The organism is Aquimarina sp. U1-2, from assembly GCF_017897595.1.
GTDB lineage: Bacteria > Bacteroidota > Bacteroidia > Flavobacteriales > Flavobacteriaceae > Aquimarina.
Window position 1 is genome coordinate 259390 of sequence record NZ_JAGKIK010000002.1, and the last position, 24611, is coordinate 284000.

The following is a 24611-nucleotide window of genomic DNA, read 5'->3' on the forward strand; positions in this document are numbered from 1 at the left end:
AAGGGTGCAAAAATAAGATATTACTGGCAGACTGCATAAATTTTCGTAATTTTGCAAAATTAATTCCAAAAGGAGGACGATAAAAGTATCGATTATATGAAAGATAAGAGGATATTGTATGTATCATCAGAAGTAATACCTTACCTGCCAGAGACTGAAATTTCTTCAATGTCTTTTGAAGCGCCAAGAATGGTCAATAGTAAAGGCGGTCAAATTAGAATTTTTATGCCCAGATATGGCAATATTAATGAAAGAAGGCATCAATTACACGAAGTAATTCGACTATCAGGGATGAATTTAGTGATTAACGATTTAGACATGCCATTGATTATTAAAGTAGCTTCTATACCCAAAGAGCGTATGCAGGTTTATTTTATTGATAATGAAGATTATTTTAAACGCAAAGCTACTTTAACAGATGAAGAAGGAAATTTATTTCCTGACAATGATGAGCGTGCCATATTTTTTGCAAAAGGAGTTATTGAAACCGTTAAAAAATTGAACTGGTCACCAGATGTCATACATGTTCATGGATGGTTAGCTTCACTTTTACCATTATATTTGAAACATTATTATGCGAATGAACCCCTATTTGGGCATAGTAGAATAGTTACATCTGTATACGATCATGGTTATAAAGGAACACTAGACCAAAACATGATGGCTAAAGTTAAATTTGATGGGATCGATGAAGAAAAAATCAAGGACTTAGATATTCCTACCTATAGCAACGTGATGAAAGTGGCTATAGATAATTCTGATGCAATTATCGTAGGTTCAGAACATATTCCTGAAGAACTTACCGAGCATTTAAAAACTATAGATCAACCTGTATTAGACTATAAAAAACCAGACGAATTTGCAGACGCCTATGAAGCCTTTTATCAAACAGAGGTATTAGTCTAGGAGTGTACAAACTTCATATTTTATGAAATAAGCCATAACAATTAATATGATACCTATAGATGTGATTAAATGGCGATTCTATCTGACCATTAAAAACAATAAAAATAAACAGATAAAACGAATAGTAAGAAATTTAAACGTATGAAACCGATACATATTTTAATGAAAATACTATCTGCCATAGTGTTTATTATCAATGTTTTGTCTTGTGAAGACGATTTTAATTCAGTAGGAAGTGAGATTATCGGCGATGTAAACTTTCAGGATAGTCTGTATGTATCTATACCTGTAGCATACAGTAAAAAATTTGAAAGGGTGCGTACAGATAATTTATCATATACCATAGAAGGTCGACAAGACATTTTATTTCACAGTAGTATGTTAGGTGTTTATAATGATCCTATTTACGGCCAGTCGGTATATAGTGTTCTCTCACAAATACAAGCTCCGTCATATCCCATTACTTTTGGGAATAATGCTGTTTTGGATAGTGTTGTTTTAACATTACCTTATTTAAGTCGTCCTGTAGAGCAACGATCGGTCGATGTATCATTAACAAATGCTGATGGTACTACAGTCATAGTACCTGAAATGGTGACTACGTATGAGCTGGATTCTATTTATCAAAACCAGCCGTTTAAATTATCGATATATCAATCCAACTATTTTCTTCGGGATTTTGACCCTTCAACTACAGAAAGGCAAGCTTATTATTCTAACGATTTAGAGAATTTTGAAGCCCAGTTAATGTCTAAAGATCCATTATTTGTTAATACTTCTTTTGTTCCTTCTAATGCTGAATTGATCCTAACTAGTCCAGATACGGAATCTGACGATGATACAGCTCCAGATCGCAACAGGGTAGCGCCCAGATTAAGAGCCAAACTGCCTGTTGAAACATTCAAAGAACAGTTTCTTGACAAAGAAGGAAGTACAGAACTGAGTAATTCAAGTAATTTTGAAAATTATTTTAGGGGAATTTATTTAAAGGCTGAACCCAATGACTCGGGAACAGGTAATTTGTTGTATTTCAATCTTAGAGAAGCTACGATTACGTTGTATTATAAGACAGAAACCGCTGCCAATGGCGATACTCCCGCCACCGAAAGTCAAGAAGAGCTCACGTTATCTTTTTCAACAAACGCAATAAATTTTATTAATACTGCCTTTAATCCTATGATCGCTGCAGAATTAGCACCTGATAATCAAGATCAAATTAATGGTGAAGAAAATTTATATCTCAAAGGAGGGGATGGGTCTATAGCAGTAATAGATCTGTTTAACAGAACAGTTGTTAACGAAAACGGAGAAGAAGAAAATGAGTTCGAGTATTTAAAAAGACAGAATTGGTTAATTAATGATGCGAATCTTAAGTTTTACATCAATCAAGATCTAGTAACTTCTGGTGACGCAGAACCCGAAAGAATCTATATTTTTAATATGGAGAATGGGAGTATTTTAGGAGATTATGGATTAGATATAAGGTTTCAATTAAGTAACCTTGGTGACCCTGTTAATTCTATTTTAAATCATTTGGGCCGTATTAATCGTGGGGCTGATGATCAGGGAGAATTCTACAGGATACGATTAACACAACATATCATTGATCTTTTTAACGAAGATGTTGAGAACATAAAATTAGGAGTTTCGGTTTCTCAAAATGTTAATATTACCTCTAGCACAACCGGAGATACTGTTAACGAGAGCGATGAGATTATCCCTACCTCATCCATCATATCTCACGAAGGCACGATCTTGTATGGAAACTCGCCTAACGTTCCCGAATCGAAACGATTACAACTCGAAATTTTTTATACAGTATCAAAAAATAATATAACCAGTAACTAACAAAAAATTATAAGAATGTGCGGAATTGTAGGATACATAGGTCATAGGGATGCCTATCCAATTGTTTTAAAAGGCTTGAAACGATTAGAATATAGAGGATATGATTCAGCAGGAATCGCACTCTATGATGGTAACGATATTAAGTTGTCAAAAACAAAAGGTAAAGTTGCAGATCTAGAGAAACGATTAACAAGCGAGATCCCAACTACCGGAAGTTTAGGGATAGGACATACACGATGGGCAACTCATGGGGTACCCAACGATATTAATTCGCACCCACATTATTCAAATTCTGGGAATCTTGTAATTATTCACAATGGAATCATTGAGAATTACGAGGCGCTAAGACAAGAATTACAAAAACGAGGATTTAGCTTTACTTCTGAAACCGATACTGAAGTATTAGTCAATTTAATTGAAGATGTAAAGAATAAAGAAAATATAAAATTAGGAAAAGCAGTTCAAGTAGCGCTTAATCAAACGGTAGGTGCTTATGCGATCGCAGTTTTCGACAAAGAAAAACCAGACGAAATTGTAGTTGCCAGATTAGGTAGTCCTTTGGCAATAGGTGTGGGAGAAGACGAGTTTTTTGTTGCCTCAGACGCTTCTCCGTTTTTAGAATATACCAATAATGCCATTTATCTCGAAGATGGAGAGATGGCTATTGTACGAAGAAATAAAGGCGTAAAGGTTAGAAAAATTAAAGACGATAAGCTAGTCGAGCCTTATGTTCAAGAACTTCAGATCAACCTTGAGCAAATAGAAAAAGGGGGTTATGATCACTTTATGCTCAAAGAGATATATGAACAACCCAACGCGATAAGTGATACGTTTAGAGGAAGAATGCGGGTTGCCGAGGGTATTATCAAAATGGCAGGGATCGATGATAACCTTGCTAAATTGCTTAATGCCAAACGAATTATTGTAATTGCTTGTGGTACTTCGTGGCACGCAGGTCTTGTAGCCGAGTATATATTTGAAGAATTAGTTCGTCTTCCTGTAGAAGTAGAGTACGCCTCTGAATTTAGATACAGAAATCCCGTAATACATCAGGATGATGTAATTATTGCCATCTCGCAAAGTGGAGAAACTGCAGATACCATGGCAGCTATCAAATTGGCTAAAGAAAAAGGCGCTTTTGTTTTTGGTATTTGTAACGTGGTTGGATCTTCAATTTCTAGAGAAACACATGCTGGAGCGTATACTCATGCTGGTCCAGAAATCGGTGTTGCGTCAACAAAAGCATTTACTACCCAAATCACCATTCTTTCGCTAATAGCATTAAAACTAGCTGAAAGAAAAGGTACCATATCTACCAGTGACTTTCATTATTATTTGCAAGAGCTTGAAAGAATTCCAGAGAAAGTAAAGACTGCCTTAGAATCTGATAGTCATATAAGGCATATTGCCGATACATATAAAAATGCGAAGAACTTTTTGTATTTAGGTAGAGGTTATAATTTTCCTGTGGCATTAGAAGGCGCATTAAAATTAAAAGAAATTTCTTACATACATGCAGAAGGCTACCCGGCTGCCGAAATGAAGCATGGTCCTATCGCACTTATAGATGATCAAATGCCTGTAGTTGTTATCGCCACAAAAAAAGGACATTACGACAAGGTAGTAAGTAATATTCAGGAAATAAAATCCAGAAAAGGAAAAATTATCGGGATCGTTACAGCGGGCGATGTTACTGTAAAAGAACTGGCAGATCACGTTATTGAAATACCAGAAACAGAAGAATTTCTTACACCTTTACTCACCACTATACCGCTACAGTTATTATCTTATCATATTGCTGTAATGCTTGATAAGAATGTAGACCAGCCAAGAAATTTAGCTAAATCTGTAACGGTAGAGTAACATTCAGATTTTATTGGCATCGCCAAATGATATAATATCACAAGGCTTGCCTCCGAGGTAATTTACTCGATTCGAATAGTAAAAAATGCTGATTAAGAAAATTTTCTTAATCAGTATTTTTTTGATTGTAGGCTCAACAAGTATTGATTTAGCTATTACTGTAATTGGATTACCGGTAAAGACTCTTGGATTTCGAGTCCTGCTGAACTTGTTTCATTGTTCCAATTCATAAAGTATTAAAAATTAATAATTTATGAGATGCTGAAATAAATTCAGCATGACGCAATCAAGGGATTATTACCTATAAGTGATATTCGAAATTGTAATAAGACGGGTTAAAATAGACGCATTTTAGGCAGTACAAGTACTAAGTTTACGCATCGATACATCACTCACTTTTTTCTTCATCCTTTATATAATTAATCATCAATTTTAGAGTTATGAAATAAGTTTATGCGAAAACGAAGTAGTAACATCTATTAGAATAGTATGCATTGTTGAATGTTTTTTGTTTTGAAAATAGTAAAAATCGTTGAAGAACAATTTTTTATCGTTTAAGAGACTAATTTCTTTTGTATTTCATAAAAAAGTCTATTTTTGCAGCCCAAAATACATCATCTTATGCATGCATAAGAAAAAAACCTAAATTATAAAAGAATCTACTTATGAAAAAATTCACATTTTTAATGGTGCTAATAAGTACTATTGGCTTTGCTCAAAATGTTATAGATGGTAGGGTGATTGATAGTTTTGATCAACCAATTCCAGGTGTTAGCATCACCGTTAAAGGAACCACTGCATCTACAATCTCAGATTTTGATGGAAATTTCTCCCTAACTACAGATAAGGACTATCCTTTTAGCCTAGAGGCTTCAAGTATAGGGTTTGATGCTACAACGTTTGTAGTCACTTCAGAAACAAAAGACATTGTGATCGTTTTAGAAGACATTACTTTTTTAGATGAGCTGGTAGTTGCAGCATCACGAGCGCCCGAGAGATTATTTGAATCACCCGTTAGTATCGAACGTTTTGGTAGTCAAGATGTTAAAAGTACACCCGCAGCAGATTTTTACGGGGGTCTCGAAAACCTAAAGGGTGTTGATATGAACGTAAATAGTATTACGCTTAAATCTATAAACACCAGAGGTTTTGCGACATTTTCAAACACACGTTTTGTACAGTTGATTGATGGAATGGATAACACTGCTCCTGCCCTCAACTTCGTTTTAGGAAATTTGGTGGGACTTAATGAACTTGATGTGCAAAATATCGAACTTTTGCCAGGAGCTTCTTCTGCATTATATGGGGCTAATGCGTTTAATGGTATTTTATTTATGACGAGTAAAGATCCTTTTGAGCATCAAGGTATCAGCGCTTATGCCAAGAGTGGGATTACTTCTCAAGAAGCTGCAGGAGATAATGAATTTTATGACGTAGGTGTTAGAATGGCACATGCATTTTCTGATAAAATAGCGGCAAAAGCTAATTTTACATTTTTTAGAGGTACAGATTGGCTAGCAGCAGATGCGCGTGATTTATCGAATCCAGGCGCTACAAGAGCATCACTACCCGGTTACGACGGACTTAATATTTATGGGGATGAGGTGGCACAAACGCTTGATGTCGTAGGACAACAACTTACCCAGGCTATTAATCCTGAAACCGGCCAACCTATTTTGACTACCGCACAAGCGGCATTATTACCAAACACCCTAGTAAGTAGAACTGGATATGCAGAAGGTGATTTAATCGATAATAAAGCAGAGAGTCTAAAATTCGACGCATCATTACATTACAAACCATTTGGTGATGATTTTGAAATTATACTGAATAGTAAATTAGGGCGAGGTACTACGGTAACTCAAATCACAAATAGATATAATTTAAGAAATTTCTTCTTACAACAGCATAAAATAGAAATCAGAAATAACAACTTTTTTGTTAGAGGATATGTTACTGCCGAAGATGCTGGAGATTCGTATGATATTCGTTTTACGGGGATCAATGTTAATAGAGCTTGGAAAAGTGACAACCGTTGGTTTACAGATTATGCAACAACATATTTAGGTGCACTCGGTGCTGGTCAATCAGAAGCAGATGCGCACCAAACCGCTCGTGCTGCAGCTCAAACAGGTAGACTCGTACCGGGTACGGCAGAATTTCGAGAGGCATTTAATCAAGTAACTAGTAATCCTGATCTTACAGAAGGTTCTCAGTTTGTAGATAAAACAAGATTTCGACATGCTGATGCTAATTATAATTTTAGTCATTTAACGGGAGAGTTCGCCGATATACAATTAGGGGGTTCGTTTCGAGAATATGTATTAAATTCTGAGGGGACTATATTTACCGATTTTGATGACGTTATCAAATATTCAGAATATGGTGTTTATACTCAAATACAGAAGAAATTGATCGATGAGCGTTTAAAAATTACGGGTTCGGTTCGTTATGATAAATCGCAATTATTCGACGGTAATTTCTCACCTAGATTCTCTGTTGGTTATACATTAGGAGCAAATAGGAATCGTAATGTTCGTGCCTCTGTTCAAACCGGATTTAGAAATCCGACTACACAAAACCTTTATGTAGGTTTAGATACAGGAGCTTTAGCAATACTGGGATCGGCACCTGATAATTTGGATAGATATGTTACTACAGATCCTTCAGGAAATGTAATTACAGGCCGTGATGCATATGAAAATTCGTATACTGCAAGTTCGGTATTAGAAGATGGCAATCCTACACAGGCGAATATAGATATTGTGAAACCTGAAAAAATTACTGCTTATGAGATTGGATATCGAGCACAATTTGGATCAGTTATATTAGATGGTAGCATTTATTACAACCAGTATGAAGATTTCATAGCAACTGAAGAAGTAATTGTTCCAGGTGTAGGTGACGTTAATGGGACTCCTGCAGAACAACAAGCTGCTAGAGATGCTGTAAGTAATATTCAAACTAGAAAAGTTTTTTCTGCCTCAACCAACGCCGATGTTGATATCAACTCCTATGGCTTTGTAGGTGGAGTAACAGCACAAATTAAAGGTTTTGATCTAGGCGTAAATTATACATTTGCCGAGCAAGATTTTGATCAGGAAGAAGATCCAGACTTTCAAACTAGTTTTAACACCCCAAAACATAAAGTAAAAGCTTCTATAGGAAACACAGATCTATTCAAAAATTTTGGATTCAATGCAAATGCTATCTGGAGCGACGCATATTTATGGGAATCTGACTTTGGTACGGGAGAAATTCCTTCTTATACTGTAGTTAATGCTCAAGTAAATTATAGAATCCCATCCCTAAAAGCGAAACTGAAAATAGGTGCAAATAACGTGCTAGGTGAAGAGTATATCACAGGTATAGGTTCTGGATTTATAGGAAGTCAATATTACGTAGGTCTAATATTGAATAACTTTTAGTCATCATAAAGGACTATTTAAGTACTGAAACAATTGCATATAAAACCTGTCTAAAATTTAGGCAGGTTTTTTTGGATTCATAAACTAGTAGATAGTTGCAAATACCTAAATCGTAATCAAATTCACTATAAATTACGAATACTATCATTCAAGGGTTTTACAATTTAAAAAATCATAAAGGTTTAACCGAATTATTAAATTATTCATAAAAAAACGTATATTGTTCTGGTAACTATAAATTTTAAGGGGTATGAGAACAATTACTTTAGCGATAATGCTGATGTTCGGCATTGTTGTTACTGCACAAACCACAATTAAGGGAACGGTTGTAGATGACAATAACCAACCGATCCCCGGGGCAAACATCAAATTAAAAAATTCTGCAGTAGGTACCGTAACTGATTTTGATGGTCTTTTTTCGTTAACGGTAGAACAATCACCACCTTTTACCATCATTGTTAGTAGTGTTGGCTTCGAAGAAAATGCTACGCAAATTACTTCGTCAACCGCAGATGTAACCATTACGCTCAAAGAAGGTACAGAACTAGATGAGGTAATCATTTCTGCTTCTAGAACACCAGAACGAATATTTGAGTCACCGGTTACCGTAGAGCGTTTCGGAATAAAAGAAGTGAAGAACACGCCTTCTGTAGATTTTTATGGGGGTCTAGAAAATTTAAAAGGTGTTGATATCAATACCAACAGTTTAACCTTTAAATCCATAAATACAAGAGGGTTTGCCAGCTTTGCCAACACTCGATTTATGCAACTTATTGATGGCATGGATAACGCTGCTCCTTCCCTTAATTTTCCTTTGGGTAATCTGTTGGGTATGGTAGAAACAGATGTGCAAAGTGTAGAAATTCTTCCGGGAGCTGCATCTGCGCTTTATGGTGCCAATGCATTTAACGGTATTTTATTTATGCGTAGTAAAAGTCCTTTTGATCATCAAGGTATTAGTGCCTATGTTAAAGGAGGTGTAACCTCTCAAGAAGCTGCAGGAGACAATGACTATAGAGACCTTGGTATACGAGCTGCTCATAAATTTAGTGACAAATTCGCAGCCAAAGTTAATTTTGGATATCTAAAAGGTACCGATTGGTTTGCCACAAATCAAGAAGACAGGTTCAATAGAGGTTTTACAAGAGCAAATACAGATTATGATGGTATTAATGTATATGGAGATGAAGTTTCAACGAATATTAGAGAAGCCTCTGGTTTAGGAATTATTCCAGATGTAGAAGTAAGTAGAACAGGATATAATGAAGTTGATCTTACCAATTATAATGCAGAGAGTATTAAGGCAGATTGGGGGTTGTATTTTCGCCCCTGGGCTACAGATTTCGAGATCCAATATGTAGGTAAAGTAGGTTCTGGTAATACCATTTATCAAGGTGCTAACCGGTATAACATTAAAAACTTCTTTCAGCAACAACACAAATTAGAACTAAGAAATGATAACTTTTTTATAAGAGGTTACCTCACCGAAGGTAAAGCAGGCGACTCTTACGATATGGTTTTTACAGGAATCAATATTAATCGCGCATGGAAAAGCGACGAAGATTGGTTTGGTGACTATATACAAACTTATGCAGGTATAGAATTGGCGGGCAATCCACAAGGCCTAACAACGCAGCAAAAGCATGACGCAGCAAGAGCAGCCGCCGATACAGGCCGATTAATTCCAGGCACCCCAGAGTTTCAACAAACGCTAGAAAGGATAGTAAGAGATCCTGATTTATCAACAGGTTCACGTTTTCAAGATAATTCGAAAATTTATCACGCAGATGCAAACTATAACTTTGGTCATCTTTGGGAAGCTGTAGAGATACAAGCGGGAGGATCTTTCAGAACATATCGTCTAAATTCTTTTGGAACTATCTTTACCGATTTTGATGGCCCTATTACCTATTCAGAATTTGGTGTTTATACCCAAGCTCAGAAAAAAATGGATCTGAGTGATCATCTCGAATTAAAATTAACAGGATCTATACGATATGACAAATCTGAGTTATTTGATGGATTTTTCTCTCCAAGAATTTCAGCAGGTTTTACATTGAACGAGAACCACAATTTTAGAGCGTCTTTTCAAACAGGATTTAGAAATCCAACAACTCAGGATCTATATATCGGTTTAGATGTAGGTCGAGCGGTATTAATTGGAAGTGCTTTTGATAATCCAGAACGATATTCAAGAACATATGACGTAAGTCTTGATGGGCAAGCATTAGGACAGCCTTCACAAATCACACAAACAGGTACTGCAGCATACACAAATTCGTATTTGCTAAGTTCTGTTGAAGCGTTTGCCGAATCTGGCAATCCTGATGATTTACAAATAGGAAATTCTTCCTTGGCAGAACCAGAGCAGGTTACTTCTTTTGAGGTGGGCTACCGTGGTAAAGTAAAACAGTTTATTATAGATGCGTCTGCCTATGTTAACCAGTATCAAGACTTTTTGGCTAATGAAACCGTAGTGGCGCCACTTTATGGTACCGTTGGAGATAACTCTCTTTCGATAGCAGCTTTAGCAAACGACGATTTCCAACCCTACCAAACTTATACAAATTCAGACTTGGATATCAATTCGTATGGAGCAGCTATTCAGGTATCGACAAAGGTATTTAATGGTTTTAATCTAGATGCCAGCTATACATGGGCAAGATTAGATTTTGATGTTAACGAAAATCCGGATTTTAGAACACAGTTTAATACACCAGAACATAAAGTAAAAGTCTCTTTTGGTAAACCTGAATTATTTAAGAATTTTGGATTTAATACCTCTTGGAGATGGAGTGACAACTTCTTCTGGGAAGCTTCTTTTGGCGATGGTGAAGTACCTGCTTACCAAGTGGTTGATGCGCAGGTTAATTATACAATTCCCAGCCTTAAGTCTACATTTAAATTAGGAGCGACAAACTTATTACAAGACGAATACTTTACTGCATTTGGTACTGGATTCATTGGTTCTCAGTACTATTTGTCATGGACCATCAATAACTTATAATATTGAAAATTAGAAATTATCATGAAATGAGTCATAACAATTAAGGTAATATCAACCGGAGATGTTCAATGACAAATTCCATCTGACAATTATAAAACAATAAAAAATAACAGATGAAAAAAATTAAATATATACTATTGTCCCTGATTACCATCGGCTTCATGTCTTGTGAGAATGACACTTTAGAAGACTTAAGAAACAGAGGACAAGAGGAGCCTGTAGAACTTGAAACTTTTACACAAGGAAGCGCAGATTTTTCTACATATGTATCGTTAGGAAATTCATTAACAGCTGGTTTTGCAGACGGTACATTGTATAAAATTGCTCAGGAAAATTCTACTCCTTCCATATTAGCACAACAATTCGCAGCTTTAGGAAACGGAGGAACATTTACACAACCTTTAATGAATGATAATGTGGGCGGATTATTGGCTGGGGGAACCCAGCTTCCTGGTTTTGGCCCAAGATTGGCATTAAATCTTGATCCAAATCTGCCAAGACCTACTCCTGTTCCTTTACAGTCTTTGGTACCTTCTGCGGTATCTACAACAGATATAGTTTTAAATAATCCAACAGGTCCATTTAATAATCTTGGTGTACCGGGAGCAAAAAGTTTTCATTTGTTGGCTCCCGGATATGGCGACGTAAACGGTGTTTTTGCAAATCCACCAACTGCAAACCCCTATTTTGTTAGGATGACTGGTACAACTCCCAATACAAGTGTAATAGAATTAGCGATTGCACAACAACCGTCATTTATTTCTTTATGGATTGGTAATAACGATGTATTAGGTTATGCACTTTCTGGTGGTGACGGTAGTAATCCGATAACACCAATTGCAGGAGCACCAGGGGTTGGTTTTGAAGCTACGTATCAAGCTATTGTAGGATCGCTAACAGCTAATATATCTGGGGTGCAAGGAATACTTGGCAATATTCCTAATGTAACGGCTATACCTCATTTTACGACAGTACCACACAATCCGGTACCATTAGACGCTGCTACTGCAAATGCAGTTAATCAAGCCTATGCTCAATACAACGGAGGGTTACAATTAGCGCTAACTAATAGTTTAATCACTGCAGAAGAGGCTACTGCTCGAACCATTAATTTTGAGGCTTCAATGACTAATGCAGTCGTAATTATAGACGAGGATTTAACAGATTTATCTGGTTTGGGTCTTCCTAATTATAGACAAGCGACCAAAGACGACTTACTGGTTTTACCGGCTTCAAGTTTTATAGGGACGCTCGACGACCCGCAAAACCCATCATCTATTAATGGTGTGGCTGTACCGTTATCTGATAGATGGGTACTAACACCACAAGAACAAAATGAAATTGAAGCAGCAACTATTGCCTTTAATACCATCATTGAAGCAGTTGCTACGGCAAATGGCTTTGCATTATTTGATGCCAATGCACTATTAGACCAAGTGGCTTCAACCGGAGTAGCAACTAATGGACTAATCATAAGATCAGATCTGGTAACTGGTGGGGCTTTTTCATTAGATGGGGTACATCCTACCTCTAGGGGGTATGCTTTGATTGCCAATGAGATGCTTAAAGCTATTGATGTGACTTACGGCTCCAACTTCGAAGCTTCAGGAAACTTAGTAGATGTAGCAGCTTATAATACGAATTATTCGCCTGCTTTACTCGAGTAGTTAAAATTAGTCAATAGAATTTCCCTCGAGGCTCTATGTCGTGCGTAGCGAACAGACCCGAAGGCTTTTAGAATTAAGAGCCAAGACAGAGAGATCCCCAAGGTAGTTTACTAGAAGCAGCTTTTATAAACATGTAAACTAAACTCGATTGCGATTTTCTAGTGAAATTTGAAGACAAAAACTACCGTTAAAAAAACACTAAAAAAGGAGTTATTTTTTTCATTATAAAAGACTATATTTGCAGCCTGAAAAAAGCTTGTATTATCAATGTATAGATAAGCGCTTTTTTGAAATAGTTAAATACTAAACATTAAATAGTTAGATAATGTCTAAAGTTACGGGTAAAGTATCTCAAATTGTAGGTCCTGTGATCGATGTAGAATTCGCAGCAGAGACTGAATTACCAAAAATTTACGATTCATTAGAAATTAATAAAACAGACGGTAGTAAACTAGTATTAGAGGTGCAGTCTCACATTGGAGAAGATACTGTACGTACCATTGCAATGGACTCGAGTGATGGGTTAAGTAGAGGAATGGAAGTGGTAGGAACAGGAACTCCTATTCAAATGCCTATCGGGGGTAATGTGTATGGACGTTTATTTAATGTTATAGGTGATGCTATTGATGGTCTTGGGGATCTTCCAAAGTCTGGAAAAGATGGACTTCCAATCCACCGTCAGGCACCAAAATTTGAAGATTTATCAACCTCTACCGAGGTTTTATTTACCGGGATTAAAGTAATCGACCTTATCGAACCTTATGCCAAAGGAGGTAAAATCGGTTTATTTGGTGGTGCAGGAGTAGGTAAAACTGTATTAATCCAGGAGTTGATTAATAATATTGCCAAAGGCCACGGTGGTCTTTCGGTGTTTGCGGGAGTAGGAGAACGAACTCGTGAAGGTAACGACCTGTTGCGCGAAATGCTAGAATCAGGAATTATTAAATACGGTGATGATTTTATGCATTCTATGGAAGAAGGAGGATGGGATCTTTCTAAGGTAGATAAAGAAGTGATGAAAGAGTCTAAAGCTACCTTCGTATTTGGTCAGATGAATGAACCTCCGGGAGCACGTGCACGAGTAGCACTTTCTGGTCTTACGATTGCAGAATACTTCCGTGATGGAGCTGGTGACGGACAAGGGAAAGATGTACTTTTCTTTGTGGATAATATTTTCCGATTTACCCAGGCAGGTTCAGAGGTATCAGCACTTCTTGGGCGTATGCCTTCTGCAGTAGGTTATCAGCCTACATTAGCAACTGAGATGGGTGTGATGCAAGAGCGTATTACCTCTACCAAAAAAGGATCAATTACCTCTGTGCAGGCAGTGTATGTACCTGCAGATGATTTAACAGATCCTGCACCAGCTACTACTTTTGCTCACTTAGATGCAACCACAGTACTATCTCGTAAAATTGCAGAGTTAGGTATTTATCCGGCGGTAGATCCATTAGATTCTACTTCTAGAATTCTTACTGCAGATATTTTGGGAGACGAGCATTACAATTGCGCACAACGTGTTAAAGAGTTATTACAGCATTACAAAGAATTACAGGATATCATTGCCATTTTGGGTATGGAAGAATTATCTGAGGATGACAAACTTGCCGTAGGTCGAGCACGTCGTGTACAACGTTTCTTATCTCAACCTTTCCATGTGGCAGAACAGTTTACCGGGATTCCAGGAGTATTGGTGGACATTAAAGATACTATCAAAGGATTTACTATGATTATGGACGGGGAGTTAGATCACCTTCCTGAAGCTGCATTTAACCTTAAAGGTACGATTGAAGAAGCGATCGAGGCTGGTGAAAAGATGTTGGCCGAAGCGTAGGTTGAATTCGGAATTAAGAATGCAGAATTCAGAGGGTCTAAAATATCTCTATATTCTGAGTTCATAATTCATAATTTATAATTGAAAAATATGTATTTAGAAATAGTAACCCCAGAAGCAATACTATTTAGCGGTGAAGTAACTTCAGTTGCCGTACCGGGTGTTGATGGAGAGTTTCAAATGTTAGATAATCACGCGCCTATTGTATCACTGTTAGGACAAGGGCAGGTAAAAGTGTGGGGCGATATGGAGCTAAATGAAGACGTTGCTAGTAAATTTACCAAAGAAAATGACGTTACTTTACTTTCTATTAATTCAGGAACTTTAGAAATGAAAGATAATAGAGTGATCGTTTTAGCAGATTAAATGATCATTTATTAAAAGTACAAAACGCCTTCAGTTTTTCTGAAGGCGTTTTTTATTAGTAACACCAAAGGGTATGATACCCCAAGGTTTTACTTCCAATCCCATTGTAGCAAATGCCACATAACTCCGTCAGCTTCATAAACAAGCAAATCGGTGAATCCAATCGCATAATGGGCATTAAGGGATCTTGTGTTATCTGCAGCTACTTCAGTAATAAGCACATCGTATTTGTTTCTTAACTCCTCTTGCATTTTATGATATAAACCCCTGAAAACACCTTGTTTTCGAAAATCTTTATCTATACATACTTGACCCATAACAATATATGAAGTGTCAGTATGTAACAGATTATCTATTTTTACAAACATAGGTTTCAAAATATCAATATCATCTTTAAAACTTCTGACCATAGATAATGCATAACCTATTACATTATTACCATCTTTTGCAATAATATGAGGTTCAAGATGATGCATTTTTCTTAAGGTGTCAAGATCGTGCTGTACCGTTACAAAGCCTTCTTTTTCTTTTTCGATTTTTGATATTGAAGCAGGTAAATTATTTTGTTGAAGCTTAAGAATTTGCTTCAATTCATCGATTGAATAAGTGATGGTATAGGTGATATTTTTCATTACATAAAAATACAGTCATTCTATACATCATACTATTATAGATTTCTTAATTTTTGACAAGTCAAGTGATCGTAATATTCATCCAGTAAGTAAATTACCTCGGGGCAAGTCCACGAAGCATTCGTTGTAAACAATTTTTCAATTTCGAGGCAAGCCTCGGGGTATTAAACCCTTTGGCGGTGCCAATAAAAAAGATAACTAGAAAGTTTAGGTTTCTGAAATCTAAAGGTCTTTGTACCTTTGACATATGTTACCACAAAAACTTATAAAAAAGCTAGATGACCGCAATGCCAGCAATACCCTACGACAATTAGGCGTTCAAAATCACCAAATAGATTTCTCATCTAACGATTATCTGGGTTTTGCCGCTTCACAAGTAATTTTTGATCAGGCACATCAACTTCTTATCAAGAAAGGGATGAAACAAAATGGAGCAACGGGATCCCGCTTACTTTCAGGCAATCACGAATTATATAACGAAACCGAAGAGCTACTTAAAGCATTTCACCATGCTGAAGCAGCTTTGATTTTTAATTCGGGATATGACGCTAATGTGGGATTCTTTTCGTCGGTTCCTCAGCGTGGAGATCTTATTTTTTATGATGAGCTGATACATGCGTCCATACGGGATGGTATACAAATGAGTCACGCAAAATCTTATAAGTTTAACCATAATGATCTGCAAAATCTAGGTTTGCAGATTGAACGAAGCCGAGATGTTAATACTACAGATCAGACAGTATATGTTGTAACCGAATCTGTATTCTCTATGGATGGTGATTCTCCTGATTTAAAGAATTTTGTTGAGTTTTGTGAAGCGAATACATGTCATCTAATTGTCGACGAAGCTCATGCTACTGGGGTTTTTGGGCAGTATGGTGTTGGTTTGCTTCAGGAACTGGGCCTAGAGCATCGTGTTTTTGCAAGAATCAATACCTTTGGTAAAGCTCTGGGGTGCCATGGAGCTGCAGTTTTAGGATCCGAAGATTTAAAAAGCTATTTAATCAACTTTGCACGAAGTTTTATATATACTACCGGCTTATCACCACATGCTATAGCAACAATTCAATCAGCCTATAGATCGCTTACTCATACTTCAGAAATCAAAAAACTAAAAGACAACATCCTATTTTTTAATCAAATGCTTGAAGATTTAAGATTAACTTCAAAGTTTATTCAAAGCAATTCTGCTATTCATTGTTGTATACTTTCTGGTACTAAAAATGTTAAACAGATAGCTAAACAGCTTCAGGATAGTGGTTTCGATATAAAACCAATTGTATCACCAACGGTACCCAAAGGGCAAGAACGACTACGATTTTGTTTACACAGCTTTAATTCTGAAGAAGAAATCACAAAAGTTTTACAGCGCTTAGCTACCTTTGTCTAGGTATGAGTGAAATGTTTAAAACCATAGCTTCTTTTCAATATTCAGCTGAAGCATTAATTGTAAAAGGTAGACTAGAATCTGAAGGTATTGAAGTATTCATGACCGATATGCATACTATTGATACCGATCCATTAGTAAGTAATGCTATAGGCGGAATTAAGATAAAGGTAAGGTCTTCTGATGTGACCGAAGCGAAAGCAATTCTTGACGACATTCAAAAGTACTCATTAAACGATGAGGGAACTCAGATGTTATGTACTGTCTGTCGAAGTCATAAAGTTGTATTTATCACTACCATTACAGATATAAAATCTTTCTTTGCTTTTTTACTGGGTTTTTTATTTGGAAGCCTTCCCTTTTATACAAAATACACGTATCGCTGTGAGTGTTGTAAAACGAAATTCAATTTGAAATGAAAAATATATTTATTACAGGAATAGGAACCGATGTTGGAAAGACCATAGCTTCTGCCGTTGTTGTCGAGGCATTGCAGGCCGATTATTTTAAGCCGGTACAAGCCGGAGATTTAGAGAATTCTGATACAGATAAAGTAAAAAAGCTGGTTGCGAATACTAGTTCAACGTTTTATCCGAACAGTTATGCATTGCAAACACCTATGAGTCCGCACGCTGCTGCGGCAATAGATGGGCTTACCGTTGAGGTTGATAAAATAAAAATTCCAGAAACTAAGAATCATTTAGTGATCGAAGGAGCAGGTGGGCTTTTAGTTCCGTTAAATGATGAAGATACCATTATGGATTTAATACGGCCTGATTATAAGGTTATTGTGGTATCGAGACATTATTTAGGAAGTATTAATCATACCCTTATGACTATTTGGATCCTGAAAGAACAGGGGTTTAATGTATCTGTAATCTTTAATGGCAATGAACATAAAACGACTGAAGATATAATCAAAAAAATGGGCGAAGTCGATGTGATCGGAAGAATAGCCGATGAACCCTATTTTGATACCATGGTAATTCAAGAATATGCCGATCGATTTCGAAGTAAACTTGAAGAGCTATTCGTAACATAAGCGAACTACAAAAGCTATGATAACTCAAATGGATAGTATGACTTTAAAAGAAAGGGATAAAAAACACTTGTGGCACCCTTTAACCCAACATAAAATTCACCCCGAAGCGATTCCAATTACAAAGGCTAAGGGAGCTTTGTTGTATGGTGAAGATGGCACAACCTATATCGACGGGATTGCATCTTGGTACACCGCTATGTTTGGGCATTGTAATGATTTTATTTTGCATAAAGTACAGCAGCAAATGCAGCAGCTGGATCAAATTGTATTTGCGGGATTTACCCATAAGCCTGCTATACAATTATCTGAAGCGTTGATTAAGATGTTGCCAGATAATCAGGAGAAAATATTCTTTTCAGACAATGGATCAACAGCCAATGAAGTAGGGATTAAAATGGCCTTACAATATCATTTCAACAAAGGCGAAAAAAGAAATACTATAATTGCTTTTGAAGATGGTTTTCACGGCGATACTTTTGGAGCGATGTCTGCCTCGGGATTATCTGTATATAATGGTCCTTTTGAAGACTTTTTTATTGATGTAAAGCGTATTCCTACTCCTAATTCTAAAAATATTCAAAGTGTTCTTGAGCAATTGCATACGATCATTAAAAGCAATGAGGTGGCTGCTTTTATTTATGAACCTTTGGTACAGGGAGCTAATGCTATGCATATGTTTGAAGCTGAACATCTTAATCACATCCTTCGCATATGTAAAGAACATAAAATACTTACCATTGCCGACGAGGTAATGACAGGCTTTGGAAAAACAGGTCGTGATTTTGCTTCAGATTTTATAGAGGAAAAACCAGATATTATTTCAATGTCAAAGGCTCTTACCGCAGGTTTTGTGCCCATGGCAGTAACAAGTTGTACTCAAGAAACTTATGATGCGTTTTTAGATGATTCTGTAGGAAAGGCCTTCTTTCATGCCCATACTTATTCTGCTAATCCGATCGCATGTTCTGCTGCATTGGCTGCTATCGAACTGCTTCAAAGCGATGAAATTCAAAATAATATTCAACGTATTATCGCATCACACAAAACATTTAATGCACAAATTAAAGCGCATCCAAAAGTTAGATCGACACGACAAAAAGGGGTGATTTTTGCATTAGATCTACATATTGAAATGGATCGATATGGTAAGAAACGATACAAGATTTTTAACCATTTTATGAAAAAAGGTGTGTTTTTAAGGCCTCTTGGGAATACAATTTACATTTTGGCACCTTATGTAATTACCCCAAAAGAACTTAAAAAAATATACGAGGCGATCGCAGAACTTCTAGAAAAGGTTTAGTCATTTTCATATCCCAGCAAATCTATTTGTTCATCAGTTTCTTCTATAATTACATACATTTCAGAGTATTCCCATGTATCCTTGTATTTATCACCTACTACATACAACCGAGCCTCTCCTTTGGGTCCTTTGATCGGGATTGAAATATTGGCCTTCCCCGTACTGTTTTTAATAGAGATCTCACCTCGCATAATACCATCAGCTTCTATGGGTTCTCCTAGTATTTGGATCACATAATCATCTTGTTGTGCTTTGGCAATCCCTTCTTTATAAGGGTCTGACCCTGTCATTAATTCACTTACCCCGAATATCACAGAGCCTAAAAAAACAAAAAACAGAACAATGATCGTTAAGCAACCACCAACAGGTATTACCCAGCCCCAATTGCGTGCAAACCAACTCTTTTGTGAACTTTGATCCTCCATATTTTAGATTTTTTTGATGTTCTTCTTTTACAAGGGTCAACAAACTGACTTTTGTTACAAAAGTATACCAAATCTGCTATAAAATGGCATAAAAGATGCGAAGTTACTTTTCTCTCCTTCGAAGCTGTAAAATTATTGCATAGCCATAGCTACAGAATTATTTTTCAATGAAGTAGGAGGGAAAAATGAACAAGGAGATTTGTGCTATTTTATGGTAGATTTGGTATTAGAAGTATAAATTGCTGTTATATCTATTGAACAAAATCTAGCAAACTCCTACATTTGTCAAAATTAAAAAATTGCAGCAAAAAATATCCATTACGAGCATTTCTTCCATATCTCCGCTAGGAATATCAGCTACAGAGATATGGGATCACTATAAAACGACCTCTCATCATATTTCTTATGCCGATTTTAACGGGGTATCAACCCCAATAGCAAAACTCTCTAGCAACGGTAAGCAGGTAATTGCAACGTTAAAATCAGAAAACCAACAGTATCGCGCTCTTGATGATGCTGTTCTTTTTGGAATTTATGTAGCAAGGGAAGCTATAAAAAATGCGAACTGGAAAGGACATACTAATTTCGGGATTAATATGGGGTCATCCCGCGGGGCAACAACGCTTTTTGAGACGTATCACAAAGAGTTTTTAGAAACAGGAAGATCCTCGACACTTAGTTCTCCTACAACTACGCTAGGCAATATATCTTCATGGATAGCTCATGATTTGCAAAGTGATGGTCCTACTATTAGTCATTCTATCACCTGCTCGACAGCCTTGCACGCTTTACTTAATGGAGTGGCTTGGTTACAATCTGGTCTAGCAGATACCTTTTTGGTTGGGGGTAGTGAAGCACCCTTGACTCCATTTACCATTGCACAAATGAAAGCTTTGAAGATTTATGCGTCTGAGACAGAGGCTACATTTCCGTGTCAGGCCATGAATTTGTCCAAAAATCTGAATACTATGTTTTTAGGAGAAGGTGCTGCTATAGCTTGCTTAGAAAAAGGAATACACGCAAATGCGCTCGCCGTTATTAAAGGAATAGGCTATGCTACAGAACCTTTGCAACACAATATATCAATATCAACTGATGCACAGTGTTTTCAGAAATCGATGAAAATGGCTTTGGCAAATACGCCTATCGAAGATGTTGATGTTATTGTAATGCATGCTCCGGGAACTATGAAAGGAGATCTTTCAGAATATAATGCTATCAAAGCAGTGTTTAAAGATGATCTACCTGCTCTAACTTCAAACAAGTGGAAAATAGGACATACATTTGGCGCCAGTGGGATGCTTAGTATCGAGCTAGCCATATTAATGTTAAGACACAATGAGTTTATACCTATACCCTATATTGAGACAACTCACAAAATAAAAGAAATTAACAGGATTTTAATTAATGCAGTAGGTTTTGGCGGTAATGCGGTGAGTGTATTATTAGAAAGACCTTCAAATAATTAACCGTTAAAAGAAGATAAAACTATACATACTTCAAGTAATTTGACGTTTCTAAGTTGTGTTTTTTGATTATAAACAATTACTTTTGAAGACTTACATTTCTTTTTTATGAGCGTTATACGACACGATTGGACAAAGCAAGAGATTTTAGACATTTATAATAAACCTATGATGGATTTGTTATATGAAGCTGCTACAGTGCATCGACAGTTTCATGATCCAAATACGGTACAGGTATCTACTTTATTATCTATAAAAACAGGCGGTTGCCCAGAGGATTGTGGATATTGCCCGCAAGCTGCTCGATATCATACCGATATAGAAGGGAATGATTTAATGAGTGTACGACAAGTAAAAGCTCAGGCGTTGCGTGCAAAAGCATCAGGAAGTTCTAGAGTCTGTATGGGGGCAGCGTGGAGAAATGTGAAAGATGGTCAGGAGTTTGAAGATGTATTAGAAATGGTTCGAACCATAAATAAGTTAGATATGGAAGTATGTTGCACACTGGGCATGCTTACCGAAAATCAGGCACAACGTCTTGCAGAAGCAGGGCTATATGCGTATAATCACAACTTAGATACTTCTGAAGAATATTATAAAAAGGTCATTTCAACCAGAGGATACGAAGATCGATTACAAACGATCGATAATGTTCGAAAAACTAATGTTACTGTATGTAGCGGCGGAATTATAGGAATGGGCGAAGATGTCGAAGATCGGGCAGGAATGCTCGTTGCATTGTCAAAGTTGAACCCACAACCAGAATCTGTACCTATCAATGCATTGGTAGCGGTAGAGGGAACTCCAATGGAAGATGAACAACCTGTCCCTATTTGGGATATGATCAGAATGGTGGCAACTACACGTATTGTTATGCCTAATACACAAGTGAGATTATCAGCAGGAAGAACTCAAATGAATAGAGAAGGCCAGGCAATGTGTTTCTTTGCGGGAGCTAATTCTATCTTTGCCGGGGATAAACTGCTAACTACACCTAATCCCGATGTAAACGAGGATATGGAAATGTTTAAAGTATTAGGGCTTCAACCACAAAAACCATTCGTTAAAAAAGCGCAACCCGAAACTGTCGAAGCGGACGCTTCAAAATTTGAAGCCTACGGAGAAAAACCTAAATGGTCAAGACCAGGGCATACTATCGAAAGAAACGAAGCAGCCAAAGAAAAAGCAAAAAAAGTGGTAGCCAACAAATAGAATTGCTTTAACTATTTCTAGAACGTAAGGTTTTTTAATTCTTTTTAAAAACAGGTGGGATTACATGTAGAACAAATACCACGCATATCGACAATTACCAAAGAAAAATTTCTTAGGCAATATGTTAGCTTGCAAAAACCGGTAGTTATCCAACATTTAATTAAAGATTGGCCGGCATATCAAAAATGGAATTTAGACTATATCAATACTGTAGCAGGAGATAAAAAAGTCCCTGTGTATGATAATCAACCTATTACATCAGAACGTAAATTTAATGAGCCTCATGGGTATATGAACATGAGTGATTACATTTCTTTACTTAAAAAGGCACCTACAAATTATCGCATCTTTTTATATAATCTACTTAAAGAAGTACCCAAACTTCAAAATGATTTTAGCTATCCCGATATCGGACTTCGGTTTATGAAAAAAATGCCCTTTCTTTTCTTTGGGGGGAGTGGTTCCAAGGTTTTTATGCATTATGATATCGATTTAAGTAACATCCTTCACTTTCATTTTCACGGTATAAAACAATGTATTCTATTTCCACCTTCAGAAACAAAATATTTATACAAAGTGCCTCATGCGCTTATCTCGCACCAGGGAATTGATTATACCAATCCTGACCTCGAGCAATGGCCTGCACTAAAAAAAGCAAAAGGATATATTACTACGTTAAACCATGGTGAAACACTTTATATGCCAGAAGGCTTTTGGCATCAAATGACCTACCTTTCCCCCGGATTTTCGATGAGTATTCGCTCTGTTCCTAAAAGTGCTAGTAATTTTATGCAAGCGACATATAACGTTTTTTTTATGAGATATTTTGATAATATTATGCGTAGCATAAGAGGACAAAAATGGATCGATTACAAAAACGCTGAAGCCATACGAAAAACCCATAAACATTTGAACCTATAAAGTGGATTAAGAGATCATGAACTTTGTTAATCTTTTTCTACTCGTTAGTATTTCTCAAGGATTTATTTTTGGTTTTGCCATTCTTTTTTCGCCTTTTTATAGAAGTAAAGTGAATGCATATCTAGGATATGCTATTTTAACTTTAACATACTTGATGCTTAATGTATATCTTGATGCTATCGGGGTGTTTATTGAATATCCTAAATTGGCAGTACTCTATGATATTGAATGGATATTCTTATTTCCAATTTTTTTCTTCTGTTATATCTTGAAATCGATTGATCATCCTTTAGCAATACGTAAAAAAAGATATTGGCTCTATCTACCCTTTTTATTATCTGCTATCCTTAACGTGGTCTACAATCTGGAGTGTGTTTATCAATGGTTTGCCTTTTCTTGGGATTATAAAAACCATGCTTATGATTGGCTTTTCGATATTCAGGATTTAGGATACTATTCGTTTAATTTTATTTTAGCGATATGGTCTTATCAGATTTTACGAGATAAAAAATTTTCTGAGTACCGAAATGTTAAATGGTTAAAACGACTCTGTATCTGGGTATTTTCTTTAGTAACTTCCTGGATTTTAATTGATGTTATAGATATGCTTTATGATATTGGGTATGTCATTAGAATATCAATCATTTGTTCAGGGGTTTCCTGTTTTATTTTTTGGGTAGTATATTATGGGATTTATACTTTAAAACTTACTAATAATCCTAAAGCAGTTATCTACGATCAAAAATATAGTCCAATATCTAATAATAGAACTACGAATGTAGAAAACTCAAACTCGCAAAGACTAACACAAAGCTCTTCTTTTACTGCCGACAACAGTTATTTTCAGAAATTAGAAAACCTCTTACAAAAAGATCAAATTTATCGAGACCCTGATCTAAATCAAGATATCGTAGCCGAATTATTACAAATTAGCACTGGTTATTTGTCACAAATAGTTAATGAGGTTACCAAAAAAAATTTTTCCACCTATATTAACGCTTATCGAATCAAAGAAGTTAAAGCCATGATCCTTGACGTCAATTTTGACAAATACAGCCTCTATGCCATAGGTCTAGAAGCTGGTTTTAAGTCTAAAACTACATTTTACACTTCATTTAAAAAAGAAACAGGATATACGCCGCACCAATATAAAACTGAAAACAAAAAGGTTCGAAATTATTAAGTCTCCATAATTTCGAACACAAATTTTTTTTGACATTCCTAGTTTTGACCAAAATAAGATGCTGTAACAACCAAGTTGTACGCTGTTTACATTTTTGATAGCAGTATAGCATATACATTCG

18 protein-coding genes are annotated in these 24611 nt (G+C 36.3%); 16 read left to right on the forward strand and 2 right to left on the reverse strand.

The features are described from left to right. Nucleotides 1–96 precede the first annotated feature (96 nt). The 8 genes from J8281_RS03995 (at nt 97) to J8281_RS04030 (ending at nt 14919) form a co-directional block, all read left to right on the forward strand. Entirely contained in the window at nt 97–906 is an 810-nt protein-coding gene (locus J8281_RS03995) for a glycogen/starch synthase (protein WP_210196300.1), read from the forward strand. A gap of 141 nt (nt 907–1047) precedes the next feature. Then, on the forward strand, nt 1048–2754 hold the full coding sequence (locus J8281_RS04000; RefSeq protein ID WP_210196301.1) for a DUF4270 domain-containing protein: 1707 nt from the start codon (nt 1048–1050) through the stop codon (nt 2752–2754). A gap of 15 nt (nt 2755–2769) precedes the next feature. Then, nucleotides 2770–4617 carry a glutamine--fructose-6-phosphate transaminase (isomerizing) gene (gene glmS, locus J8281_RS04005; RefSeq protein ID WP_210196302.1) on the forward strand — a complete coding sequence of 616 codons (1848 nt, stop codon included), beginning with the start codon at nt 2770–2772 and terminating at the stop codon, nt 4615–4617. A gap of 665 nt (nt 4618–5282) precedes the next feature. Further along, on the forward strand, nt 5283–8045 hold the full coding sequence (locus J8281_RS04010; protein ID WP_210196303.1) for a TonB-dependent receptor: 2763 nt from the start codon (nt 5283–5285) through the stop codon (nt 8043–8045). Nucleotides 8046–8295: 250 nt separating this feature from the next. Next, nucleotides 8296–11052 (forward strand): TonB-dependent receptor domain-containing protein, encoded by a 2757-nt coding sequence (locus J8281_RS04015; protein ID WP_210196304.1) that lies wholly within the window; start codon nt 8296–8298, stop codon nt 11050–11052. Between the two features lie 113 nt (nt 11053–11165). Continuing rightward, on the forward strand, nt 11166–12719 hold the full coding sequence (locus tag J8281_RS04020; RefSeq protein ID WP_210196305.1) for a G-D-S-L family lipolytic protein: 1554 nt from the start codon (nt 11166–11168) through the stop codon (nt 12717–12719). Nucleotides 12720–13044: 325 nt separating this feature from the next. Continuing rightward, entirely contained in the window at nt 13045–14553 is a 1509-nt protein-coding gene (gene atpD / locus J8281_RS04025; protein ID WP_210196306.1) for a F0F1 ATP synthase subunit beta, read from the forward strand. Between the two features lie 90 nt (nt 14554–14643). Continuing rightward, nucleotides 14644–14919 (forward strand): F0F1 ATP synthase subunit epsilon, encoded by a 276-nt coding sequence (locus J8281_RS04030; protein ID WP_210196307.1) that lies wholly within the window; start codon nt 14644–14646, stop codon nt 14917–14919. A gap of 89 nt (nt 14920–15008) precedes the next feature. Here the strand turns inward: J8281_RS04030 and J8281_RS04035 are convergent, their stop codons facing one another. After that, the gene (locus tag J8281_RS04035; protein ID WP_210196308.1) at nt 15009–15551 is read right to left on the reverse strand and encodes a GNAT family N-acetyltransferase; all 543 of its coding nucleotides are present in this window, start codon (nt 15549–15551) and stop codon (nt 15009–15011) included. A gap of 247 nt (nt 15552–15798) precedes the next feature. On the opposite strand from J8281_RS04035, the gene J8281_RS04040 reads away from it, so the two are divergent. The 4 genes from J8281_RS04040 to bioA are packed head-to-tail and all read left to right on the forward strand — an operon-like array spanning nt 15799 to nt 19283. Next, complete coding sequence (locus J8281_RS04040; RefSeq protein WP_210196309.1) at nt 15799–16941, forward strand: aminotransferase class I/II-fold pyridoxal phosphate-dependent enzyme; 1143 nt, start codon at nt 15799–15801, stop codon at nt 16939–16941. 2 nt (nt 16942–16943) lie between these two features. After that, nucleotides 16944–17357, forward strand: a complete 414-nt coding sequence (locus tag J8281_RS04045) for a DUF2007 domain-containing protein (RefSeq protein WP_210196310.1) — start codon at nt 16944–16946, stop codon at nt 17355–17357. Next, the gene (gene bioD / locus J8281_RS04050; RefSeq protein ID WP_210196311.1) at nt 17354–17980 is read left to right on the forward strand and encodes a dethiobiotin synthase; all 627 of its coding nucleotides are present in this window, start codon (nt 17354–17356) and stop codon (nt 17978–17980) included. Before J8281_RS04045 ends, bioD begins: the two co-directional genes overlap by 4 nt. Nucleotides 17981–18017: 37 nt before the next feature. Beyond that, nucleotides 18018–19283, forward strand: a complete 1266-nt coding sequence (bioA, locus tag J8281_RS04055) for an adenosylmethionine--8-amino-7-oxononanoate transaminase (RefSeq protein ID WP_210196312.1) — start codon at nt 18018–18020, stop codon at nt 19281–19283. Here the strand turns inward: bioA and J8281_RS04060 are convergent. Beyond that, on the reverse strand, nt 19280–19708 hold the full coding sequence (locus tag J8281_RS04060; RefSeq protein WP_210196313.1) for a cytochrome c oxidase assembly factor Coa1 family protein: 429 nt from the start codon (nt 19706–19708) through the stop codon (nt 19280–19282). The two genes, bioA and J8281_RS04060, sit on opposite strands and share 4 nt — an antisense overlap. 299 nt (nt 19709–20007) lie before the next feature. Here J8281_RS04060 and J8281_RS04065 point away from each other — a divergent pair, with 299 nt between their 5' ends. The 4 genes from J8281_RS04065 to J8281_RS04080 all read left to right on the forward strand — a co-directional run bounded on the left by J8281_RS04065 (nt 20008) and on the right by J8281_RS04080 (nt 24490). Beyond that, complete coding sequence (locus tag J8281_RS04065; protein ID WP_210196314.1) at nt 20008–21177, forward strand: beta-ketoacyl synthase N-terminal-like domain-containing protein; 1170 nt, start codon at nt 20008–20010, stop codon at nt 21175–21177. Between the two features lie 105 nt (nt 21178–21282). Beyond that, on the forward strand, nt 21283–22386 hold the full coding sequence (gene bioB, locus J8281_RS04070) for a biotin synthase BioB (protein ID WP_210196315.1): 1104 nt from the start codon (nt 21283–21285) through the stop codon (nt 22384–22386). 54 nt (nt 22387–22440) lie between these two features. After that, nucleotides 22441–23307: a cupin-like domain-containing protein gene (locus J8281_RS04075; protein WP_210196316.1), complete on the forward strand. Its 867-nt coding sequence runs from the start codon at nt 22441–22443 to the stop codon at nt 23305–23307. Between the two features lie 16 nt (nt 23308–23323). Then, a complete protein-coding gene (locus J8281_RS04080) occupies nt 23324–24490 on the forward strand; it encodes an AraC family transcriptional regulator (RefSeq protein ID WP_210196317.1) in 1167 nt (388 codons plus the stop codon). Nucleotides 24491–24611 lie beyond the last annotated feature (121 nt).